Source organism: Pseudomonas sp. CFBP13528 (assembly GCF_005233615.1).
GTDB lineage: Bacteria > Pseudomonadota > Gammaproteobacteria > Pseudomonadales > Pseudomonadaceae > Aquipseudomonas > Aquipseudomonas fluorescens_AM.
This window is the reverse complement of record NZ_QGAJ01000004.1, coordinates 19,076-40,739: the sequence shown is the minus strand read 5'-3', so window position 1 is coordinate 40,739 and position 21,664 is coordinate 19,076. Positions and strand designations below refer to the sequence as shown.

The following is a 21,664-nucleotide window of genomic DNA, read 5'->3' as shown; positions in this document are numbered from 1 at the left end:
AGCCTTTACCCGTAAGATTCATGCCGGTCATGCTTCAGAGTGGAACCCTGGAGGTTCTTGATATGGCCACTCTCGTCAAGTTCGCTGACTCTTCCAGGACACAAGATGAACCGTAACGACCTGCGTCGTGTCGACCTTAACCTCTTGATCGTATTCGAAACCTTGATGCATGAGCGCAGCGTGACCCGCGCCGCCGAGAAACTGTTTCTCGGCCAGCCGGCCATCAGTGCGGCCTTGTCACGCCTGCGCGGGCTGTTTGACGACCCACTGTTCGTACGCACCGGGCGCAGCATGGAGCCGACGGCCCGCGCCGTGGAAATCTTCGCCCTGCTCTCCCCGGCGTTGGACTCGATCTCCACCGCCGTCAGCCGCGCCGCCGAGTTCGACCCGGCCACCAGCACCGCAGTCTTCCGCATCGGCCTGTCCGACGACGTGGAATTCGCCCTGCTGCCACAACTGCTCAAGCGCCTGCGCGCCGAAGCGCCCGGCATCGTGCTGGTGGTGCGTCGCGTCAACTACATCCTGATGCCCGGCCTGCTCGCTTCAGGTGAGATTTCCATCGGCGTCAGCTATACCGCCGAGCTGCCGGCCAACGCCAAGCGCAAGGTACTGCGCCGCAGCCTGCCGAAACTGCTGCGCGCCGACAGCGTACCCGGCTCATTGAGCCTGGACGACTTCTGCGCAAGGCCGCATGCCCTGGTGTCGTTCGCCGGCGACCTGAGCGGGTTTATCGATGAAGAACTGGAAAAACTCGGGCGCAAACGCCACGTGGTGCTGGCCGTCCCCCAGTTCAACGGGCTGGGGACGTTACTGGCAGGCACCGATATCCTCGCCACCGTGCCCGATTACGCCGCCGACGCCCTGACCTCGGCGGGTGGCCTGCGCGCCGAAGACCCGCCGCTGCCGGTGCGCTCGTTCGAGCTGCATATGGCCTGGCGCGGGTCGCAGGATAATGATCCGGGGGAACGGTGGTTGAGGTCGCGGATTCAGATGTTTTTTGGCGATCCTGAAAGTCTTTAGGTTTCGTTTGGCAGGCTGTTCGGCTGATCATTTCTGGCTTTCAACCCCCCATGGAGCTCCATTCACTTCCAGTGGATTGCTACATTGGGGGCATATCTGAGGGCATGCTTTGGATGGTTTGAAGAGGATGCCCCCAGCCTGAGGCCAATGAGTTTCTTGCGGTTGAGGCCGCGCAGCAAGACCCGGTCTTGCAAAAGGGCAAACGCCTCCAGGACTACCTGGGAAAACTCCGCGCGGCCGAAGGTGATCACATGGACACTGGCATGAATCAGAGGCCCAGCTTGGGGTGATTGAGTCGCTCACAAATGCGCAGGGCGTCGTCATGGTTGTCGCTCCATTGCAGCAGATGCGAGTTGATCAAGATGCACGTATTGCGCTGTTGCGCGATAGACAAGGCTTCGGCCACTCAGCACACCACACGCTCATCGCCTTTCGGGTATGAATGCGCGAAGTCTCCTGCCGTTTTAAATCGCCGATTCTCCGTTCCGCCTCTGCGCCATGGCGCAGGTTGAGCACCCCCTGAGTGCCCGCTACCTCAAGGTCGTAGCGCCCCTTGACGGTGCTCAAAGGCTCGACAGTTGCGCAGTTACGTCCATCCCAGATTGAAAGGTAGATGGGCGTCATTAACGACCGCCTTGGTGATCTCGCACCTATCCAAAAAGCTGAAGGTGCCCGCAGAGCTGTAGAAGCAGGTGCCCTGTGCGCAAAGCTTTGGCGTCATGGTTCGCCCATGCGGCCATGCGGCCATCGAATATTGGCGACACCGTCGGGCATCCACTTCGCACTTCGCCAACACCGACAGCAAATTTCTTGACACTAACTGTAGTGATCGCTATAGAATACAATCAATATGTAGCGCTCGCTATTTAATTAGCCTTCAGTGATGTGTTGGACGGTAATCATCCCCAGCCGACCGACCGAAAAGAATGGAATAGGCAACGTGCTAGACCTGGCCACGCACAACATCGCGCATTGGACCGAGATTATTCGCTCGCTCGGCGTCCGCGGAATTGCGCTGTATGCCGCGAGATTTGTGGTGCGCACGGGTTGCCTTCGTACCAAAGCAATCAACCAAGCCCTTCTTCAACCCTCTTCAAACTAGGAGTAACACCATGAGCCACCCAACTTATGTCGAAGACTACAACGCCATCGTCACGGTACTGAACCACTATAACGAAGGTGGCAAGCAAGCCAAAAGCAGCCTTATGAAACCTGCCTTCAGCGAGCAGGCCACTATCTTTGGCGTGGATGGCGAAGGTCAACTGACCGGTGGCCCGATCCAGGGGCTGTTCGACATCATCGACAGCGCCTTCCGCCCTTCACCGGAAGCCAAAGGCGCCATCGTCAACGTCGATATCGTCGGCACCGCCGCCAGCGCACGTATCGATACCAATGACATCTCCGGCTTCTGCTTCACCGATTTCTTCAACCTGCTGAAGGTTGATGGCAAGTGGACCGTCATCAGCAAGATCTACCACACCCACGTTGCTCCTTAACCCACCGCTTGAACCGCGCCCCATTGGCGCCAAAACCATGCAATGGAGTTTGACCATGAGCAAAAACATCAAAGCAGTACCCACCCAGGACTACAACGCCGTTGTCGCCGTGGCCCAGCAATACGCAGACGGCCTGCGTGCCGGCAGCCCGGAAGTGCTGGAGCAGGCCTTCCACAAGGAAGCGGTGATGTACGGCTTCACCAACGGCAAACTGTTGGGCGGCCCGATCAGCAACCTGTTCGACTTCGTCCGCACCCATGGCAAAGCCCCGGATATCAGCACACGCCTGGACGTGCTGGCGATCACCCCAACCACCGCCGTGGTACGTGTGGACATGGAAAAGGACGCGATTGGCGCCGACTACAACGATTACCTGACGCTGATCAAAATCGACGGCACCTGGAAAGTGATCGCCAAGGTTTATCACCAGTTCGAAGGCTGATCCGAGCGGCTTGAACGCAATGATGTTTCTCAAGGTGATGAATCATGGCAAAAGTTGAATACAGCGCCGTTGTAGACGGCGGCGCCGAGCGCGTTTGGGATGTACTCAAGCGCTTCGGGAAAATCAGCCAATGGCATCCGGCGATCCCACAGAGCGTCATAGAAGACGGTCAGCCGGACGGTCTGGTCGGCTGCATCCGCCGGCTGACGTTGCAGGATGGCGCCATTCTGCGCGAGCAGTTGTTGTCGGTAGACGCGGTGAATCTGCAGTTCTCCTACCGTTTCGTTGAAGCGCCACTGCCTGTCGACAACTACGTGTTGACCGTGCGCCTGATCCCGTTGACTGGCAAAGACGAAGCCGTGATTGTGTGGTCTGCGACCTTCGATACGCGCGAGCCTGACCCAGAGGGGCAATGGACCTCGACCATCGAGTCGCTCATTGTCGGCGGGCATGAAAGTCTCCAGGTTTACCTGAACCAAACCGCCACAGCATAAATGTGCCCTACCCCGCTCCAGCAATGGATGCGGGGTTCAATTTTTCAGGAGTTAGGATGCACGACCACATTGCCGAAGTGCCGCTTGAAAAAGCCTATCGGCTGATCAACCACGGCCCCACCGTGCTGGTATCTGCTCAACACGAGGAGACTCGAAATGTGATGGCCGCGGCATGGGCCTGTGCATTGGATTTCTCACCGCCCAAAGTCACTGTGGTACTGGACAAGATCGCCAAGACCCGCGAACTGGTAGAGCGTAGCGGCCTCTTTGTGATTCAGGTTCCAACCGTGGCACAACTGCAATTGACCCGCGATGTCGGCAGCGTCAGCCTGCAGGAAGATCCACAGAAGCTGGCTCATAGCGGCGTCGAGCTGTTCAGTATCAGCGGCCATGACGCGCCATTCGTGGCCGGCTGCTCGGCCTGGCTTGTGTGCAAACTATTGCCCGAACCGCACAATCAGTCGACCTACGACCTGTTTATCGGTGAGGTCGTCGCTGCCTGGGCCGACACACGGGTATTCAGCGACGGCCATTGGCACTTTGAGCGTGCGCACCCGGATTTTCGTAGCCTGCACTACATCGCAGGCGGGCACTTTTATGCGATCGGCGAAGCGCTAACCCCATCAGTGATCTAGTGCAGTTTCAACCGAGGCTCGGTGCCTGGCCCCAGGCGGTTACCCAGCATCAGTAATGCGCAGGGTACCGGGCCGTAGAGCGCGACTTGGGGCATGCGGTAGGAGACAGGACGGATCCTGTAACGCCCAGGCACACGGCGTTGCGCCGGTGCCTGGGCTGGGTGATTTCAACGCCTATGACTTACCAATCCTGACGGGTCGGCGAAATGATCAGGTCGTTGACGGTGACGTTTTCGGGCTGATTTAGTGCGTACACCACTGCGCGACCGATATCGTCCGGCGAGATTGCGATTTTATTCAGCTCTTGAGCCGCTTTACGGCCTGCCGGGTCGGTGACTTTATCGGCCCAACCGGTGTTGATCACACCCGGACTGACCGTGTTGACACGGATGCCGTGCTGCACGCCCAACTCTTTGCGCATCGACTCAGTCATGGCCTGCACGAAGAACTTGGTGGCGCTGTAGATTCCCGCAGCAGGCCCGACCTGGTGACCGGCAACCGAATCCATATTCAGGATCTGGCCCGACTTCTGTTTCAACATGAACGGCAACACCGCTGCGATACCATGCAGGTAGCCTTTGATGTTCACGTTGATCATCTTTTCCCAATCATCGGTGGCCAGGTCGACCCAGTTGGAAAACAGCATCAAGCCTGCGTTGTTGATCAGGATATCCACCGAACCGAAAGAGTCCTGAGCAAATTGCGCGAGCGCTTTCATGTCCTCAGGATTGGTAACGTCGCTGACGCGACCTACTGCTTCACCGCCCTTGCTTTTCAGCTCGCTGACGATGGCGTCCAGGCCTTGCTGGTCCAGGGCCGCCGCGACAATTCGAACGCCTTTCTCGGACAAGGCACGTGCCGATGCAGCACCCAGGCCGGACGATGCGCCAGTAATGATCGCGGTTTTACTCTGCAGATAGTTCATGGGCGTTCCTCTCGTTGGTAACTGCCCGTCTGTGAGGGCAGTTTTTGGGGTTATCGCGGATATATGGGGATCAGTAGTTGCCGACGGGCCAGTCGGTGTAGCCCTTCGCGCCGCCGCCGTAATACGACTCGCGCGGTGCGATGGTCAGTTCGGCCCCACGACGCAAGCGCTCAACCAGGTCTGGGTTGGAGATAAACAGGCGGCCAAACGCCACGGCGTCGATCTTGCCTTGGGCGCGGCGCTCAATAGCCATCTCCAGGTCGTAGTTGTTGTTGCCGATGAAGGGCCCGTTGAACTGCGCGCTCAGTGCGTCCATGTCCACGCCTTCCGGCACGTCACGCGAGGTGGCGGTCGCGCCTTCAACGAAGTGCAGGTACGCCAGGTCAAATGCATTCAGTTGCTGGATCAGGTAGCCATACATCGCCATCACGTTGCTGTCAGGCGGCGTGTTGCCGGCGTCAGGCGTCACCGGCGACAAACGGATGCCAACGCGGTCGTTGCCCCAGATCTTGACGATTGCTTGGGTCACTTCCAGGGTAAGGCGCGCACGATTTTCGATAGAGCCGCCGTACTGGTCGGTGCGATGGTTGGTCGAATCGCGAAGGAACTGGTCCAGCAGGTAGCTGTTGGCCGAGTGAACCTCTACACCATCAAAACCAGCACGTTTGGCATTCTCGGCAGCACGTTTGTACTGCTCGATGATCCCCGGGATCTCATCGGTTTCAAGCGCTCGTGGCATCGATACCGGGACGAAGCCTTTGGTGGTGTAGGTGTCACCTTCAGCCTTGATGGCAGAAGGTGCGACCGGAGCGGCACCGTCAGGTTGCAGCTCGACACTGGAGAAGCGTCCCACATGCCACAGCTGGCTGACGATCTTGCCGCCGGCGGCATGCACGGCGTCCGTGACTTTCTTCCAGCCCGCAACCTGCTCCTCGCTCCAGATGCCGGGGGTGGCCGCATAACCGCGACCTTGCGCGGAAATATTGGTGGCCTCGGCGACGATCAAGCCCGCCGTGGCGCGTTGTGCGTAATACTCGGCGTGCAGCTCGTTGGGGATGCCATCTTCGGCGTAGCGGCTACGGGTTACAGGTGCCATCAAAATACGGTTGGCGAGTTCCATCGCGCCCAGGTTGATGGGGGTGAATAAATCAGTACGGCGAGCGTTATCTGTCATGATGACCTCATTTAAATAGACCGGTCGTCTAGTAAGTTGATAAAAAAATAGCTACGACAACAGTCGCTTTGCTAATGCCAGGGAGGTTTCAAAGGCTGCATCGCGCTTGCCAATCTTCATCATCAGGGAAGCACCGACCCAAACCTGGTAGAGCGATTGCGCAAGCGTCGCGCTTGGCACTGCGGACGTGATCGATCCATCGACAAGCCCCTGCTCGATACAACGCTCAAGCTTCGCGTGGATGGCCTGAGTACCTTGGTCGAGCACCCGGCGCATGCCCTCCGAGAGATCACACACCTCAGCGCCCAATTTAACGACCAGGCACTTGTCGGTCGGCAAATCAGAGCACTGGGTTTGCGCCCAATACTGGAAGTAACTCAGCAACCTTTGCGCGGCGGGTGCAGAGCCCATCAACAGCGTGTCGACCGTTGCGAGGTAGTCGGAAAAATACTGTTCAAGCAATGCCTGACCAAATTCTTCCTTGGATTTGAAGTAGTGGTAGAACGAACCTTTAGGCACGCTTGCAGCCGCTACCACCTCGGCTAACCCTACGCTGGTGTAGCCTTTGTGCGTCATCAACGTCCTGGCGACGTCCAGGATGTGTTGGCGAGTTTCAGAATGATGCTTCTTCATAATGCAGCCACTCTAATTAACAATAGACCGGTCGTCTAGTAAATTTTAGAATAGCTTCACCTTCTACGACCAACGGCGAACGAAGACAAATGACAGGGTCAAGCTCATGAATACCCCTCCCCCCACGTCAACGTTCAATACCGAGCGCCTTGCGCAATTCAACCTCAATTGCCTGGTGATCTTTGCTGCGCTTTATCAGGAAAAAAGTGTCACCAGGGCATCTGAGCGCTTGAACATCGGACAGCCCCCAGTCAGCAACAGCCTCTCCAAGCTCAGGCTGATTTTTCAGGACCCACTGTTTTTTCGCCGAAACGCAGAGAGGGTGCCCACCGCAGTCGCTGATGACATTGCAAAGCATGTGATACCGCTATTGAGCGGTATGGGTCATGTGCTTGAGCGATACAACGTACCGGCCCTTGGCCACGCGTCACGGTCAACCTGAAAGCTCAAAATGACGCTGTGCAACCGAAAATCTCATTTTGTGTATCATTGGAGCAGAACTTTCTTCCAGGCATGCTCGTCTGGCGATACGCCCCAAGGTGCTGCACTCAATGACCAACTCCACCCCAATCGCTGTTCCACGCGCAAAAGGACGCCCGCGCGCGTTCGATCGCGACCAGGCTCTGCTGCAGGCGCTGGCAGTGTTTTGGAAGCGTGGCTACGAGCCCGCCTCGGTGGCGGAATTGTGTTCAGCCATGAGCATCAGCCCTCCCAGCCTGTATGCGGCGTTCGGCAACAAGGCCAAGTTGTTTCTGGAAGCGGTTACCTATTACGAAGCGACGTTCTGGGATGCCACGTGGGAGCGCATGGACACCGAGCCGGACATCGTGCGCGCCATCAGCGACTTCTTCCACACTTCAGCCTCGATCCTGACCGAACCCGAGGCCCCCTGTGGCTGCATGGTCGTGCTCGCGGCAGTCAATGTCTCCGACGATGCCGGTGAAGTCACCGCCACCCTCAAGGCTTTACGCCAAGAGGGCCGTGACTACTTACAGCAGCGCCTGGATCGCGCGGTGGAACAAGGTCAGCTCAAACCGCAAACCGACACCCGGCTGCTCGCCGCGGCCCTCAATACCTTGCTCGAAGGCATGTCCCTGCAAGCGCATGACGCTGCGAGCCGAGAGGATCTGCAAGGCATCGGCGCAACAGCCGTCGCGATGCTGACCCCTTCACTCGTTGACAGTGCGTGAATGCTAACGCCCCCCGCGAAGCAACTAAAACAATATATTTGAATACGTTAAAACAATTATATTTGTTAATGGCTCTTCGGTTTTAGCCTCTTTCGCCGCTCGCATTGCACAGAAGTGGCCAGAGGCAGATGCTGCCAGCGCGCTTGACAATTTATGTAGTGGTCAATATAGAATAAAGACCTGCACGCATCGTCAATGACGTTTGCAGGTTCGCTTGAGCGGGCCATTTATAGAACATCGCCTGATCTGGAGTGACTATGAACTCAGTTTTTATCGTCGGTGGTTCGGGTAAAGTCGCCCGCAGTCTCGCCCAACAACTGGCCAAACGAGGTCATCAGCCACGCTCGCTGTTTCGCCATGCGCAACAAGCCGAAGAGCTCAAAGCACTGGGCGCCACCCCCGTCGCCGGTAACTTGCTTGAACTCGATGCGCAAGCGCTGGCCAAGCTCATGACGGGCAGCGACACAGTCGTATTCGCGGCCGGTGCAGGCGGCAAAGGCGGCGCACAAATGACCGATGCTATTGATGGTCACGGGTTGGAACTGTCTGTCGCCGCCGCTCAACGGGCGGGTATCCGGCGCTTTATCCTGGTCTCCGCGTTTCCGGAGGCATCACGTGGCAAAACGGTTTCCGAGACCTTCGAAAACTACATGGCCGTGAAGAAACGCGCCGACGTGCACCTGGCCGCAACCGACCTTGACTGGGTCATCCTGCGCCCGGGCACGCTGCTGGACTCGGCGGGCACTGGCACTGTCCACGCCGGCCTGGCCATCCCCTATGGTGACGTGCCGCGTGAAGACGTAGCGGCAGTTTTGTTGCAGATCATTGAAAAGCCGGGAGTGAATCGCGTCATCATCGAACTGACCCAAGGCGCCACGCCGGTCGCTGAGGCTATCGAGCATTTTGTCCGGTATTGCCCTCAGGCATGAATGAGCTGAAGACAGTAACGCAGCTATTGGTTGGCGCAAGCGGATGGGGTGGTCGCCCTGTATTGGCGTTGGCACTGTCAGATCCGCGCATCGGCGTGGTCCAAGCGCCGACGCGCAAAGTGTTGGCGGTGCATCCGAAACTCATCGCCGTGGTGACGTCGAGCAGCGTGACGAAGCCGGACACTAGGCCAACAAGCGTCGACTCATTTCAAGCGCCGCGTCAAAAGGCTCGCGTGTTCTATTGACCTTGACCAGCAACGAGGCGCCCAACCACATCTGGTAGAGCGCTTGCGCCAGTATTGCCGAGTCGACGGACGCGTCGATTGAGCCATCCGCTTTACCCTGCTCAACACAACGAACCAGCCGCTCAATGATCAGGGCAGTCCCTTTTTCAAGCACACCGCGCATGTTTTCGGACAGGTCACACACTTCCGCACCCAATTTGACCACCAGGCATTTTTGATCAGTGTGATCAAACGCCTGCGTCTCGGCCCAATAGCGTAGATAGCTCAGCAGACGTTCAGCACCGGAGCCCTCGCTGGCCAATTGCACATCGACCCGCCCGAGGTACTCTTCAAAGTACTCTTCGAGCAGCGCTTGGCCGAACTCGTCCTTGGAACGAAAGTAGTGATAGAACGACCCTTTAGGTACGCCCGCGGCCGCGAGCAACTCGGTGAGGCCGACGGCGGTGTAGCCTCTTTGGGTCATAAGCGACCTCGCAACATCGATGATGTGCTGGCGCATGTCATGGGCGGGTTTCTTCATAATGCGGCGCATGCTAGCAAAAAAATGATCCAGCGTCAGGCGCCCGTCAGAACGCCTGCCCTTTGTTCACCTGTATCGGAAGCCATTTTGCGCAGCGCTTCAGCAACAAAAATATAAATATATTTCGAAGCAAAACATAATTATTATTTGAGCATGATCAAAGAACTGAAAACACTTATCGCGGTGGCGAGAGAAGGCACGTTTGCGGCTGCCGGCAGCAAGATCGGCCTCACCCAAGCCGCCGTCAGTGCCCAGATGCAACGCCTTGAGGCGGAGCTAGGGGTACAGCTGTTCGACCGTAAGGGACGCTCGGCTCAGCTCAATCGAATGGGTCACCAGGTTTTGGCGCAGGGTCAGGAACTGGTACGCCAATTTAAAGATCTGGGCTCGACATCGGTGGGTCTTCCCGCGAGCGTTTTGGTCACCCTGGGAGCGATTGCCTCGGTTCAGCGCTCCTTCCTGCCAGAAGCCCTGGCTGAATTTCATCAACGCTCTGCGCAATGCAGGACGCGAGTGCTCCCCGGCTTGTCGATGGAGTTGGTGAACCAAGTCGATTCAGGCGAAATCGATATGGCCGCGATCATTCGCCCGCCCTTCTCGCTTCACAGTGACCTGCGCTGGACAACCTTGGCGCGAGAACCTTACCGGCTGATCGTCCCCGCCGATATGCCGGGAGACGATTGGGCGGAATTGGTATCGAGCCAACCCTTTATCCGCTATGACCGTTCATCTTTTGGCGGGCGCCAGGTTGATAGGTTCTTGCGTCAAACCCATTTTTCATTGCATGAAGTCTGCGAACTCGATGAGCTGGATGCGATCATCAAACTGGTTGCGAATGGCGTCGGTGTGGCCCTGGTACCGGAAACGGCCACTCCTGAGGAGTGGCCTGCTGAAGTGCGCGCGATCGACCTGAAACAACGTACATTCCATCGCGACATCGGGCTGGTTCATCGTGCACGCCGCAGCCTTACCGAGCCAGTAAAATTACTGGCTCAGCTGATTATTGAACAGGCCGTGAAGAAGCATTAGACGCCAGACATCGTTGGAATATTGGAGCACATGCCCAACGGAGTAAACAGCAATCAAGGCGCTGCATGCGTTTGGAAAATCTTGCTAACAACCGTCCACTTGCCTTCTACTTTCAGCAGATGGAAGAAGTCGGTGAAAGAGAGGCCGGACATGCCGTTGGCGTCAATGCGAGCACTCGCGGCATTACCGACGATTTCAATACGCGTAATAGCAGCCTGCGCATCCGGAGATGGGCGAAACCCCTTATCAACGCCCTCGAACAAAATTGGAATCGCACCGCCTTCCAGCTTGCCATCGGTGCCGACGCTGTACATTGTCGCCTGTTCATTGAAAGCGGGTTTCATGATACTGCTCTTGGCCTGCTTGCAACCCTCAATATACGTATTAAGCACCTTGGTGATAGCCTGATAGTCTTCTACATAAGTAGCTTTGCTGACTGTTTGACTACTGATTACTGGCGGATTGCTCGGTGAGTTGTCTGCGTGAGCCAGCGCGCCAACGCTCGAAATCAAGCCCACAAAAAACAACTGCTTAAAAGATATGATTTTCATTTTAGTCGCTCTTCACAAGGAGTGTAATTATTGAAATATGCTCAACCACAAAAACCCGGCAGACGCTCATGGAATCTGCTGTGCGCAGGCATCCGCGCAATGAGATAACCCTGTGTTTGCACTAACGCAGCCCGCAGTTTCAACGTGACTTGCGGGCGCTTTGTTTTTGAAGTTACTTGCTCAGGCGGGTCTTGAGTTCCTGAGAAGCCTGCGCAATCGCGCTGCGCGGCGTCGGCAGATGGCTGAACGCGTTCGACAGACCGAAATCGTGAATCATGCCGTTGTAGCGAACCGTCTTCACAGGTACACCCGCAGCGTCGAGCTTGCGGCCGTAAGTTTCAGCTTCATCACGCAGGACATCGAATTCTGCAGTCTGGATCAGCGTCGGCGGCAAGCCTTTCAATTGCTCGCTCGTGGCCTGCAGCGGTGAAGCGTAAATCTGCTTACGTGCCTCGGCGTCGCGTGTGTAATTGTCCCAGAACCACACCATCATGTTCTTCGTCAGGAAATAGCCGTTGGCAAACTCCTTGTACGACGGCGTCTCGAAGTTGGCATCTGTCACTGGGCACAGCAACACTTGCGAACGCAGTGCGGGTGCACCCTTCTTGTTGGCCATCAACGCAACCACGGCGGCAATGTTCCCACCTGCGCTGTTGCCTGCTACGGCGAGGCGCGTGCCGTCTACATTGATCTCTTTGCCATGTTCGGCCACCCATTTTGTCGCGGCATAGGCTTGCTCGGTGGCGACGCCGTATGCCGCCTCTGGCGAGAGGCTGTAGTTGACGAAGACCGCCACCGCACCCGAGCCTGCCACCAGGTCACGCACCAGTCGTTCGTGGGTCGGGAAGTCGCCCAACACCCAGCCGCCGCCGTGGAAATACATGAACGCGGGCAGGGTCTTCTGTTGGCTACCGACGGGACGCACGATGGTCAACGTCAGATCGCTGCCGTTGACGCGTATCGTCTTCTCGCTGACATCAGCTGCCGGCAAGGCCACTTGGGGGGCAGCCTGGGCACCTGCCAGCGCGGCACGGGCATCGACCGGCGTCATGGAGTCGAGCGTCTGGCCACCTTCAAGCGATTGCAACAGTTTCGCCGTGTTGTGCTCAACGCCCGGGTAGCCGGTGGCAGAAGCAGCACCCGGCGCAAGGGTCACGACGGTAAGGGCGAGAGCAGAGGTAAGGGTTTTCATGACGTTTCCATTTGTATGTCTGAGTACTGGGCAGCCTCAACTACCGCAGACTCAAGGACGACAGAGGCTCAAGGCGCGACGTGGGTGTGAAAAATCTTGCTGACGACCGTCCACTTGCCATCGACTTTCAACAGATGAAAAAAGTCGGTAAAGGAAATGCCTGCCCCGTCGCCTTTACCGTTGATGTCATCGGTGGGAAGTGGAAATCGCTCATCCTGTTCCACCTGATGTCCGGAACAAAGCGCTTCAACGAGTTGCGCCGGCTAATTCCCGATGTGACGCAGCGGATGCTCACCTTGCAACTCAGAGAGCTGGAGACTGACCGGGTTATCCATCGCGAAATCTATCGTGAGGTCCCGCCCAAGGTGGAATATTCGCTCACAGAATTAGGCAACACGCTTGCTCCGTTGGTCCGTGCGATGCGCGAATGGGGCGCGGTGCATGAGGAGGCAATCCTGACTTTCAGACGCGCTGAAATCGATGCCAATCCACTTGAATAACTCGCCTAGCTTCAGACTTAAAGGCATAAACACGCACAACGTTTAGTGATTGACCAGCCATGGAAAGAGCCTTTAACGCGGTTAACGTGGAAGGCTCTTGTGTGTCACTGATTAAACGTTCTGCTCGACCCCTACAGACCCTTTTCGCTCCAGGGGCGCTTGCTCCCACTTGGCGATGACCAGAGGTGCAATTGCGTTACCCAGCACGTTCAAGGTAGTGGTGCCGCTGTCGATGATCCGGAAGATCCCGGCAATCAACGCGACCCCTTCCAGCGGCAGTCCGGCAGACGCCAAGGTGGCCGACAGGATGATGATGGCAAACCCAGGCACACCCGCAGCGCCCTTGGACGTCAGCACCATCGTGACCACCAGCAGAATTTGCTGAGTCAACGACAGATCGATGCCATAGAGTTGGGCAATGAAGATCGTCGCCACACCGAGGAAGATCGAAGCACCGTCCAAGTTGAACGCATAACCCACCGGCACCACGAAACTGACGATGCGTCGAGGTACGCCATAGGCTTCCAGCTTGGTCATCAACTGTGGCATGACGGCCGCAGAGGCAGCACTGGAGAAGGCCAGAATCAGCTCATCGCGCAAGTACTTGATCAACTTGAAGACGTTTTCACCGATCAAGTAGCAAATGCCGCCGAGTATCACCAGGGCAAAGGTAATCAGCGCCAGATACACCACGCCGATCAACTTGAGCAACGGCAGCAACGAGGCAAATCCGAAGGTCGCTACCGTGGCGCCGATCATGCCGAATACACCGATCGGTGCGTAGGCCATGACAAACGACACCACCTTGAACATGGCGTCGGAGAAGCCCTGCACCACCGCAACAACCGGTGCACTCTTCTCGTTAGGCAAGGTGTTCAACGCCATGCCCAGCAACACGGCAAAGAACAGCACCGACAGCAACTTCGCTTCCGACATCGCGACAATCACGTTATCGGGCACGATGTTTTGCAGAATGATCAGCGCACCTTTCGACGGCTCCATGTGCACGGCTGCAGCGTTGTGCGCAATGCCGGCGATTTCAGTGCCCCTACCCGGCTCGAACAGGTTGGCGAAGCACAAGCCAAGCACGATGGCGAGGCTGGTGATTGCAAAGAAGTAGATCAATGACTTTGCGCCCATACGCCCAAACGATTTGTTATCACCGCCCCCGGCAATGCCGAGGATCATGCAGCAGAAAACAATCGGCACGACCACCATCTTCATCATCTTGATGAAGATATCACCGAGCGGTTTAAGGATTTCGCTACTGACCCACACTTGATTTTCCGGGTGGGTATTGAAATACCAACCCACGAGCACGCCAAGCAACAGCCCGGCAACGATTTGCCAAACTAAGGGGATACGTTTCATGTCTAGCCTTTTTGTTGGAATGAAAGGACTGCGTAAGCGCAGTAGCTAGATTCATGAGCTTCCAGCTCATTTAAATTTCCTGGGCGCACGCTTTAACGTGCGCCAGGTTTTTTTATTATTTAGCGAACAGCTGGCTCATATCCTTGAACGCCTTGAACTCCAGCGCATTGCCGCACGGGTCGAACAGAAACATGGTGGCTTGCTCGCCGACCTGACCTTTAAAACGAATGTAGGGTTCGATTACAAACTTGGTACCGAAGGATTTCAGACGCTCGGCCAGCGCTTCCCACTGAGCCCATTCCAGAATGATGCCGAAGTGCGGAACCGGTACGTCGTGGCCGTCGACCGGATTGCTGTGCACGCTTTCCTGAGAGGCAGTCTTCGGGTGTTCATGGATGACCAACTGGTGGCCGTAGAAATCGAAATCGACCCACTGCTCGCTTGAGCGGCCTTCGGCAAGGCCGAATACCTCACCGTAAAAGGTGCGCGTAGCGGCCAGGTCATACACAGGGATTGCGAGGTGGAAAGGAGAAAGACTCATCAGGACTCCGATAACAATTTTTATTGGTTTGTGATGCCGGACATCGCGCTTGCTGCCCGACGGCTTTTTGAAGGTGGATTTATGCTAAAGCCGAACCAACTTAAAAAAAATCAATATAAATTTTTCAAAAGCACAATTTTATTTTGTTAATCGGCAATCTCTTTTTATTGCTCCCAGCCCGCCTGAATCGCATGGGAAATTTGATCGACAAACACCCCTTTCTTCGTCGGAACCCTAGGCGCCTGGCATTACGCCCCAACGGCCGATGGACACGCGGATCGACCCCCCTGGCAACCGCGCATTGCAACATCGCGCAGAGCATGAGCATCTCGCGAGCCAATTTCTGGATAGATGCAGAGAGGCAGACCCGAAAAGTCCGCTATAGCCCGCACACCGGGTTCCTGCCCACTCCGGGCCGTGGCCTGGATTACTGAGCGCTGCTCACGGATTCATTCTGAAAACGCCAGTTATCAGCTGCAACCTAGTGCCATAGGCTCCCACACTGAGCACCGGCTTCAGCCACACCTACTGCGAATGGAGACGTTGATGAACACTAGAACCCCCACCGCAACGGGAGCTGGAATAGAACTCTCCCGACGACAAGTGCTGATAGGTACCGCAGGTACTGCAGTCACGGCCGTATTAGCAAAGGTCGATGATGCCCAAGCGACTGGCAACACGAAATCAGCAGCGCAGAGCCCGCCTGGCAGTCATGTGACGTTTACCCTCAACGGGCGGCGAGTTGCCGTGGATGTCGATAACCGCAGCACGCTTCTGGACGTCCTTCGAGAAAGGCTGCATTTAACCGGCACCAAGAAGGGCTGTGACCACGGCCAATGCGGTGCCTGTACGGTAATCGTAGAAGGGCGACGAATAAACTCATGCCTCACGCTTGCGGTCATGCACGAAGGGGACAGCATCACCACCATTGAAGGGCTCGGTACGCCGGACAACCTGCACCCTCTGCAAGCGGCATTCATCAAGCACGACGGCTACCAATGCGGTTACTGCACGCCTGGGCAGATTTGCTCAGCAGTCGCGATGCTTGGAGAAATAAAGGCTGGCATACCCAGCCACGTCAGCGGCGATTTGATCGCCAGGAGCACCGTCACAGCCGCCGAAATCCGCGAGCGCATGAGTGGCAATATCTGCCGTTGCGGGGCGTACTCCAACATCGTCGATGCCATTCACGAGATAGCCGGAGGTGAGGCATGAAATCCTTTACTTACGAACGGGCCACCTCTTTGCCGCATGCGGTTAACGCCGCGGCCAATAACCCGGGTGCCCGATTCATCGCCGGCGGCACCAATTTGCTCGACTTGATGAAACTGGAAATAGAAATCCCCCAGCACCTGATCGATGTAAACGGCCTGGCGCTCGATGAAATCACCCCGACCGAGGACGGCGGACTAAGGATCGGCGCCATGGTGCGTAACACTGACTTGGCTGCTGCGCCTCAGGTGCGTCGAGACTACGCCGTACTATCCAAGGCGCTGCTAGCGGGAGCGTCAGGACAATTGCGCAACAAAGCCACAACGGCAGGCAATCTATTGCAACGCACCCGGTGCGCCTACTTTTACGATACCCATCAGCCTTGCAATAAGCGGCGTCCGGGTGCCGGCTGCTCTGCAATCGGTGGCGCCAGTCGGCAACAAGCGATCGTCGGGGTCAGCGATGCCTGCATTGCCAGCCATCCCAGTGACATGGCTGTGGCGATGCGAGCATTGGGCGCAAGGGTCGAAACACTCAACTCGGACGGCCAGGTCAGAACAATTGATCTCGCCGACCTTTACAGCGCACCGGGGACCACCCCACATATCGAGAACATCCTGAACAACGGCGAACTGATTACTGCCGTGACGCTGCCTAAACCTTTAGGGGGCGAGCATATCTACTACAAGGTTCGTGACCGCGCCTCCTACGCGTTCGCGCTGGTTTCTGTCGCGGCGATCGTACTGCCAGACCGGACGGGGCAACTCGCCCTGGGGGGCGTGGCGTACAAGCCTTGGCGAAGTGAAGAGGCCGAAGCTTATCTGCCTGACGGCGCGAAAGCCGTAGCCAGGCAGTTGCTGGCTGGCGCCAATCCTACTGCGCAGAACGCCTTCAAGATCAAACTGGCGGAACGGACAATTGGCCTTGCGCTTTCCACCGCATCTTCCTAAGCGACATCACCGACATTGCACGGCTGCGGTCGACTGATCAGGAGTAAGCCTCATGAAGTTTGATACGCCTGCGAGCACCAATCCCATCGATCAAATGAAGGTGATTGGTCAACCCAAAGATCGAGTTGAAGGCAAACTGAAAACAACCGGCACGGCGACCTATGCTTACGAACAACAGGCCGCTGTCAGTCCCCCCGCCTACGGCTATGTCGTCGGTTCAGCAATCGGCAAAGGCCGAATTTCCTCAATTGATTCGAGCGAAGCACGCCAAGCCAGCGGCGTGATTACAATCGTCACCTATGAGAATGCGGGTCAACTGGACAGGGGCGAATTTTACGTTGATCGCGCACTTGCCGGCCCAAAGATCGATCACTATCACCAGGCCGTAGCAATCGTGGTCGCGCACACGTTTGAACAAGCCAGGGCCGCTTCGGCTTTGCTTCGGGTCTACTACGTAAGAGAGCCTGGCGCCTACGACTTGGCAGCGCAGCGAGCGTCAGCCACGACACCCGCGCCGGGTGCCTTTGGCCCTCCTCCACACACCGCAACCGGGGATTTCGAAGGCGCGTTCAAGCAGGCAGCGGTCACCCTCGACGGCCATTACACAACCCCGGATCATGCCCACGCGATGATGGAACCCCACGCCACCATCGCTCAGTGGCAGGGAAACAAACTGACGCTATGGACATCCATTCAGCAGATGAACTGGGGTGTCAGAGACCTGGCTAAAACGCTTGGCATCTCCAAAGACAACATTCACCTGATCTCGCCCTACATCGGCGGCGGCTTTGGTGGAAAAGGCACCATCCTGTGCGACGCCGTATTGGCGTCTCTTGCCGCTAGAGCGGCCGGGCGCCCGGTGAAAGTAGCACTCCCCCGCCCGCTTATGTTTAACAATCTGACCCATAGACCCGCGACGATTCAAAGAATCCGGCTCGGTGCAAATCAGGACGGCACACTCACTGCCGTCGGCCACGAGAGCTGGTCTGGCAATCTGCGCGGTGGTCGCACTGAAGCGGCCACCGCATCGACCCGAACGTTGTATGCAGGCGCAAACCGCATGACACGCTTGTATCTCGCCGAACTCGACCTTGCTGAAGGTAGCGCCATGCGCGCGCCCGGTGAAGCTCCAGGCATGATGGCACTGGAAATTGCCATGGACGAAATGGCTGAGAAACTGGCGATGGATCCTGTGAAATTTCGCGTCATCAACGACACTCAGGTAGACCCGGAGCAGCCTGATCGCCGGTTCTCTCAGCGCCAGTTAGTCGAATGCCTGAATACGGGAGCCGATCATTTTGGCTGGGCTCGGCGTAGTACCCAACCGGCTAAAGAACTGCATGACGGTTGGTGGATCGGGTTGGGGATGGCGTCCGCGATTAGAGGCGCACCCACGACGAAGTCTGCTGCTCGCGTACGGCTTGATCGCAAGGGCATGGTCACCGTCGAAACCGACATGACTGATATTGGCACTGGCTCTTACACCATCATTGCTCAAACGGCTGCGGAAATGATGGGCGTGGACATGGACAAGGTAAACGTCTACCTGGGCGACTCAAGATTTCCGGAATCATCGGGTTCAGGCGGCCAATGGGGCGCAGCCTCCTCCACGGCGGGCGTCTATGCTGCTTGTGTGAAACTCAGAGAAGCCGTCGCAACCACATTGGGCCTCGATCCGACAAAAACCGAATTTATCGATGGCCACGTCCGTGAAGGGTCGAACAACCTACCATTGGCGCAAGCGACAATAGACGGCGACTTGCAGGCCGAAGACGTCATGGAGTTTGGCGACTTGGCCAAGCAGTATGCCCAACAAACCTTTGGCGCTCACTTCGTAGAGGTTGGTGTAAACGCGGCCACAGGAGAAATTCGCATTCGCCGCCAGCTGGCAGTGTGCGCAGCAGGCAGAATACTCAACCCCAAAACGGCACGCAGCCAGATCATCGGGGGAATGACTATGGGCGCAGGTGCAGCGCTGATGGAAGAAATGATTGTAGATCATCGTTTGGGCTATTTTGTTAATCACGATCTGGCTGGCTACGAAGTGCCGGTGCATGCCGACATCCCCCATCAGGAGGTAATTTTCCTGGATGAAGTTGACGCCTATGCGACTCCGCTGAAGGCCAAGGGTGTCGGCGAACTCGGTATTTCTGGAGCGGCAGCGGCGATTGCCAACGCTGTTTATAACGCCACTGGCATTAGGGTTCGTGATTACCCCATTACGCTCGACAAGTTGATAGACCACTTGCCCGCTGTGGGCTGACCTTACCGCTTTTTGCTTCGGAGTCATCAATGCAACTGAGCCGCACGAACCTGGCAGACATTGTTTATTTCCTCGCCATCGCTCGGCATCAAAGCTTCACAAAGGCGGGTCTGGACGTGGGCATCAGCGCGTCTGCACTGAGCCATGCCATGAAAGGGCTGGAGACACGGCTTGGTGTTCGACTGCTCAATCGCACCACCCGAAGCGTGACACTCACGGCGGCGGGCGAGGAGCTGCAAAGCCTCATCAGCACTCCCGTAAATGATATCGGGCAGGCGCTGGAGACCCTGAACCGGCTACGCGATGAGCCCGCCGGGCGTATCCGCCTGAACGTGTTGAGCGATGGCGCAAAACTGCTGCTCGGCCCCGTTCTTCCGGTTTTCGTTGATCGCTATCCGGACATCGAGGTTGACCTCACCGTGACTAACCGAATGGTCGACGTTATCGGCGATGGCCATGATGCAGGGATTCGATTCGGCGGGACGGTGCCCGAAGACATGATCGCTCAACGACTCTCTCCCGATGTGGCATGGGCCGTCGTTGGCGCGCCTGACTACCTTGAGCGATTCGGCACTCCGCTACATCCGGAAGAGCTGTACCAACATCGTTGTTTACGCGTGCGCCTGGGGAATGCACGAATCTACCACTGGCAATTCTCGAATAAGGACCAACAGCTGGAGATAGACGCGCCGGGCGCCATCACTATCGATGAGACCCGCGTTGGTGTGGCGATGGCAATGCGCGGCGCCGGCTTGATGTATGTGCCTGCGAAAGTCGTCGAACGACAGATCGCGCAAGGCTCCCTGCGGCGAGTCCTTGAGGACTGGACTCACCATGACCCAGGATTTCACATCTATTACTCAAGCTTCAGACAGGTTCCCGTAGGCATTCGCCTACTGATTGACCTTATCCGCGAGCTCGAACCCATGGGGCCACTCCCCTAGCGATTTCAGCTCGCCTGGCGCTTGGTGAAGACATCGCTAAATACCGGCACGGCTGAGAAGGCGTTAGGCCAGCCAGCATAGAACGCTAGATGCGAAAGCAACTCGGAAGCTTCGGTCTGCGTCAGGCCATTGTCCATGGCACGATTGAGGTGGTAACCGATCTGCGCAACCTGACCGTTTGCGACTAACGTCGTAACAGTAATCAGACTACGGTCTCTGGGCGCAAGGCCCGGCCGCAGCCAGAGATCGTTGAATAACGCACTGGTGGTGAATTTCACTAACCCTGGCGAAACCGGGCCAACAGATTTGTCGACAGCTGCAACGCGTGTGTCTTCGGCAGCCTGATCGATAGGCAATAGCTCAGGCGACACCGGCGCCAGTTGGTCAGAGGCTATGCCATGTTTGCTGAACACCTCTTTGGCAATCGACGCTGCTCCAGCGGCGTTACCCCAACCCGAATAAAACGCGAGATGGTTGATAGTTTCGGACAACTCCAAAGGCGTCACCCCGTTCTTCAACGCCAGATCCAGGTATGCCGCCAGCTCAGTTGTCTGACCTCGCGCAACCAGGACGGCGACCGTTGCCAGGCTGCGGTCACGGGGAGACAACTCTGGGCGCTTCCAGACCTCACCGAGCAGTAATGTGTCAGCGTTGTGAGCCATTACCGGTGATGCGGCGTGTATATCGGCTGAATTTGACATGTGCGAAATTTCCTCAGTCCGCGCCCCCTCGGGGGTGGCGCATGCAGACAAGCACAGCGCTAAGCCTGCTGCTGCAAATGTTCGAATAATCATAATGAAGCGCCGTACTGGGCTTCGGTAACTGGCTCAAGCCACTCGACATTTTTGCCGTCAAGCGTCTCTTGAATCGCCATGTGAGTCACGCCGGTCGTGCTCGTTGCGCCGTGCCAATGCTTGACGCCAGGCGGCGTCCATATCACGTCTCCAGGCTTGATGACCTGTTTATCAGTGCCCTCTTGTTGAACCCATCCAGTACCCACAGTGACCACCAGCATTTGTCCCAACGGGTGGGTATGCCACATCGATCGCGCACCCGGTTGAAAGGTCACATACCCTGCCGAGACTTTCGACGGTGCCCGTGGGGCGAAGAGAGGGTCAATTCGTGCAGGCCCCACGAAATGAGTTGGCGGCCCGATGACGGATGCCTGCTCACCATTTCTCACGATCGTCATGGCGTGCCCGGAGCGGGCATCAGCAGCGCAGGCGTTAAATGCGATGGTGGCCAACAGGGCGACTCCTGGCCTGGCTGCTCTCGGGCGCATCGGTAGCTCCTTGCTCAATGAATAGGGTTGCGACCAACCTAATGAATGTCTCTAGGTTCAACTACCGGCTGTTTGGTTTATGCACCGATGAGCAGCCCTCAACAATTGGCCGGCGCGGGCTCAGCG

The 21,664-nt window shown here is 57.0% G+C and carries 25 protein-coding genes and 1 pseudogene; 14 read left to right on the top strand and 12 right to left on the bottom strand.

The annotated features are described in order from the left end of the window. Positions 1 to 105: 105 nt before the first annotated feature. The gene (locus PspCFBP13528_RS09735) at positions 106 to 1,020 is read left to right on the top strand and encodes a LysR family transcriptional regulator (RefSeq protein ID WP_101220581.1); all 915 of its coding nucleotides are present in this window, start codon (positions 106 to 108) and stop codon (positions 1,018 to 1,020) included. Between the two features lie 268 nt (positions 1,021 to 1,288). On the opposite strand, the gene PspCFBP13528_RS27510 is transcribed toward PspCFBP13528_RS09735, so the two are convergent. Next, entirely contained in the window at positions 1,289 to 1,426 is a 138-nt protein-coding gene (locus PspCFBP13528_RS27510; RefSeq protein WP_157829741.1) for a hypothetical protein, read from the bottom strand. Between the two features lie 706 nt (positions 1,427 to 2,132). Between PspCFBP13528_RS27510 and PspCFBP13528_RS09720 the strand changes: the two genes are divergently transcribed. The 4 genes from PspCFBP13528_RS09720 to PspCFBP13528_RS09705 are packed head-to-tail and all read left to right on the top strand — an operon-like array spanning position 2,133 to position 4,087. Next, positions 2,133 to 2,516: a nuclear transport factor 2 family protein gene (locus PspCFBP13528_RS09720; protein ID WP_101220580.1), complete on the top strand. Its 384-nt coding sequence runs from the start codon at positions 2,133 to 2,135 to the stop codon at positions 2,514 to 2,516. 55 nt (positions 2,517 to 2,571) lie between these two features. Continuing rightward, positions 2,572 to 2,958 (top strand): nuclear transport factor 2 family protein, encoded by a 387-nt coding sequence (locus tag PspCFBP13528_RS09715; RefSeq protein WP_101220579.1) that lies wholly within the window; start codon positions 2,572 to 2,574, stop codon positions 2,956 to 2,958. A gap of 44 nt (positions 2,959 to 3,002) precedes the next feature. Continuing rightward, the gene (locus PspCFBP13528_RS09710) at positions 3,003 to 3,452 is read left to right on the top strand and encodes an SRPBCC family protein (protein WP_101220578.1); all 450 of its coding nucleotides are present in this window, start codon (positions 3,003 to 3,005) and stop codon (positions 3,450 to 3,452) included. A 56-nt stretch (positions 3,453 to 3,508) separates the two neighbouring features. After that, positions 3,509 to 4,087 carry a flavin reductase family protein gene (locus tag PspCFBP13528_RS09705; protein WP_101220577.1) on the top strand — a complete coding sequence of 193 codons (579 nt, stop codon included), beginning with the start codon at positions 3,509 to 3,511 and terminating at the stop codon, positions 4,085 to 4,087. Between the two features lie 181 nt (positions 4,088 to 4,268). On the opposite strand, the gene PspCFBP13528_RS09700 is transcribed toward PspCFBP13528_RS09705, so the two are convergent. The 3 genes from PspCFBP13528_RS09700 to PspCFBP13528_RS09690 form a co-directional block, all read right to left on the bottom strand. Then, on the bottom strand, positions 4,269 to 5,012 hold the full coding sequence (locus PspCFBP13528_RS09700) for an SDR family oxidoreductase (RefSeq protein ID WP_101220576.1): 744 nt from the start codon (positions 5,010 to 5,012) through the stop codon (positions 4,269 to 4,271). A gap of 70 nt (positions 5,013 to 5,082) precedes the next feature. Beyond that, entirely contained in the window at positions 5,083 to 6,186 is a 1,104-nt protein-coding gene (locus tag PspCFBP13528_RS09695; protein WP_137200090.1) for an alkene reductase, read from the bottom strand. Between the two features lie 51 nt (positions 6,187 to 6,237). Then, a complete protein-coding gene (locus PspCFBP13528_RS09690; protein WP_137200089.1) occupies positions 6,238 to 6,819 on the bottom strand; it encodes a TetR/AcrR family transcriptional regulator in 582 nt (193 codons plus the stop codon). 106 nt (positions 6,820 to 6,925) lie between these two features. Between PspCFBP13528_RS09690 and PspCFBP13528_RS09685 the strand changes: the two genes are divergently transcribed. The 3 genes from PspCFBP13528_RS09685 to PspCFBP13528_RS09675 all read left to right on the top strand — a co-directional run bounded on the left by PspCFBP13528_RS09685 (position 6,926) and on the right by PspCFBP13528_RS09675 (position 8,938). Further along, entirely contained in the window at positions 6,926 to 7,261 is a 336-nt protein-coding gene (locus PspCFBP13528_RS09685) for a LysR family transcriptional regulator (RefSeq protein WP_137200088.1), read from the top strand. A gap of 109 nt (positions 7,262 to 7,370) precedes the next feature. After that, positions 7,371 to 8,009, top strand: a complete 639-nt coding sequence (locus PspCFBP13528_RS09680) for a TetR/AcrR family transcriptional regulator (protein WP_101220573.1) — start codon at positions 7,371 to 7,373, stop codon at positions 8,007 to 8,009. Between the two features lie 257 nt (positions 8,010 to 8,266). Continuing rightward, on the top strand, positions 8,267 to 8,938 hold the full coding sequence (locus PspCFBP13528_RS09675; RefSeq protein ID WP_137200087.1) for an NAD(P)-binding oxidoreductase: 672 nt from the start codon (positions 8,267 to 8,269) through the stop codon (positions 8,936 to 8,938). A gap of 183 nt (positions 8,939 to 9,121) precedes the next feature. Here PspCFBP13528_RS09675 and PspCFBP13528_RS09665 read toward each other — a convergent pair whose 3' ends face one another. Next, positions 9,122 to 9,703, bottom strand: a complete 582-nt coding sequence (locus PspCFBP13528_RS09665) for a TetR/AcrR family transcriptional regulator (protein ID WP_178084426.1) — start codon at positions 9,701 to 9,703, stop codon at positions 9,122 to 9,124. 153 nt (positions 9,704 to 9,856) lie between these two features. On the opposite strand from PspCFBP13528_RS09665, the gene PspCFBP13528_RS09660 reads away from it, so the two are divergent. Further along, a complete protein-coding gene (locus PspCFBP13528_RS09660; RefSeq protein WP_137200086.1) occupies positions 9,857 to 10,732 on the top strand; it encodes a LysR family transcriptional regulator in 876 nt (291 codons plus the stop codon). A gap of 53 nt (positions 10,733 to 10,785) precedes the next feature. On the opposite strand, the gene PspCFBP13528_RS09655 is transcribed toward PspCFBP13528_RS09660, so the two are convergent. The 3 genes and pseudogenes from PspCFBP13528_RS09655 to PspCFBP13528_RS09645 all read right to left on the bottom strand — a co-directional run. Further along, positions 10,786 to 11,244, bottom strand: coding sequence for a nuclear transport factor 2 family protein (locus PspCFBP13528_RS09655; RefSeq protein WP_241669083.1), 459 nt, complete (start codon positions 11,242 to 11,244; stop codon positions 10,786 to 10,788). Between the two features lie 211 nt (positions 11,245 to 11,455). Further along, entirely contained in the window at positions 11,456 to 12,475 is a 1,020-nt protein-coding gene (locus tag PspCFBP13528_RS09650; RefSeq protein ID WP_137200085.1) for an alpha/beta hydrolase, read from the bottom strand. A gap of 68 nt (positions 12,476 to 12,543) precedes the next feature. Beyond that, positions 12,544 to 12,645 (bottom strand): annotated as a pseudogene (locus PspCFBP13528_RS09645) (nuclear transport factor 2 family protein); the annotation flags it as partial. On the opposite strand from PspCFBP13528_RS09645, the gene PspCFBP13528_RS09640 reads away from it, so the two are divergent. After that, positions 12,610 to 12,975 (top strand): helix-turn-helix domain-containing protein, encoded by a 366-nt coding sequence (locus PspCFBP13528_RS09640; protein ID WP_137200084.1) that lies wholly within the window; start codon positions 12,610 to 12,612, stop codon positions 12,973 to 12,975. The pseudogene PspCFBP13528_RS09645 and the gene PspCFBP13528_RS09640 overlap by 36 nt on opposite strands. 111 nt (positions 12,976 to 13,086) lie before the next feature. On the opposite strand, the gene PspCFBP13528_RS09635 is transcribed toward PspCFBP13528_RS09640, so the two are convergent. Then, positions 13,087 to 14,346 carry a cation:dicarboxylase symporter family transporter gene (locus PspCFBP13528_RS09635; RefSeq protein WP_137200083.1) on the bottom strand — a complete coding sequence of 420 codons (1,260 nt, stop codon included), beginning with the start codon at positions 14,344 to 14,346 and terminating at the stop codon, positions 13,087 to 13,089. A gap of 115 nt (positions 14,347 to 14,461) precedes the next feature. Then, a complete protein-coding gene (locus PspCFBP13528_RS09630) occupies positions 14,462 to 14,887 on the bottom strand; it encodes a VOC family protein (protein ID WP_010656575.1) in 426 nt (141 codons plus the stop codon). A 546-nt stretch (positions 14,888 to 15,433) separates the two neighbouring features. On the opposite strand from PspCFBP13528_RS09630, the gene paoA reads away from it, so the two are divergent. Genes paoA through PspCFBP13528_RS09605 form a run of 4 tightly spaced genes read left to right on the top strand, consistent with a single transcriptional unit; the run spans position 15,434 to position 20,256 of the window. Then, positions 15,434 to 16,102, top strand: a complete 669-nt coding sequence (paoA, locus tag PspCFBP13528_RS09620) for an aldehyde dehydrogenase iron-sulfur subunit PaoA (protein ID WP_137200082.1) — start codon at positions 15,434 to 15,436, stop codon at positions 16,100 to 16,102. Beyond that, positions 16,099 to 17,049: a xanthine dehydrogenase family protein subunit M gene (locus PspCFBP13528_RS09615; RefSeq protein ID WP_101220567.1), complete on the top strand. Its 951-nt coding sequence runs from the start codon at positions 16,099 to 16,101 to the stop codon at positions 17,047 to 17,049. The genes paoA and PspCFBP13528_RS09615 overlap by 4 nt, the downstream gene beginning before the upstream one ends. Before the next feature lie 52 nt (positions 17,050 to 17,101). Next, positions 17,102 to 19,312 carry an aldehyde oxidoreductase molybdenum-binding subunit PaoC gene (gene paoC / locus PspCFBP13528_RS09610; protein WP_137200081.1) on the top strand — a complete coding sequence of 737 codons (2,211 nt, stop codon included), beginning with the start codon at positions 17,102 to 17,104 and terminating at the stop codon, positions 19,310 to 19,312. 29 nt (positions 19,313 to 19,341) lie between these two features. After that, positions 19,342 to 20,256 carry a LysR family transcriptional regulator gene (locus tag PspCFBP13528_RS09605; RefSeq protein WP_137200080.1) on the top strand — a complete coding sequence of 305 codons (915 nt, stop codon included), beginning with the start codon at positions 19,342 to 19,344 and terminating at the stop codon, positions 20,254 to 20,256. Positions 20,257 to 20,261: 5 nt separating this feature from the next. On the opposite strand, the gene PspCFBP13528_RS09600 is transcribed toward PspCFBP13528_RS09605, so the two are convergent. Then, positions 20,262 to 21,050, bottom strand: coding sequence for a carboxymuconolactone decarboxylase family protein (locus PspCFBP13528_RS09600; protein WP_101220564.1), 789 nt, complete (start codon positions 21,048 to 21,050; stop codon positions 20,262 to 20,264). Further along, positions 21,047 to 21,448 (bottom strand): cupin domain-containing protein, encoded by a 402-nt coding sequence (locus PspCFBP13528_RS09595; RefSeq protein ID WP_137200274.1) that lies wholly within the window; start codon positions 21,446 to 21,448, stop codon positions 21,047 to 21,049. The genes PspCFBP13528_RS09600 and PspCFBP13528_RS09595 overlap by 4 nt, the downstream gene beginning before the upstream one ends. Between the last annotated feature and the right edge of the window lie 216 nt (positions 21,449 to 21,664).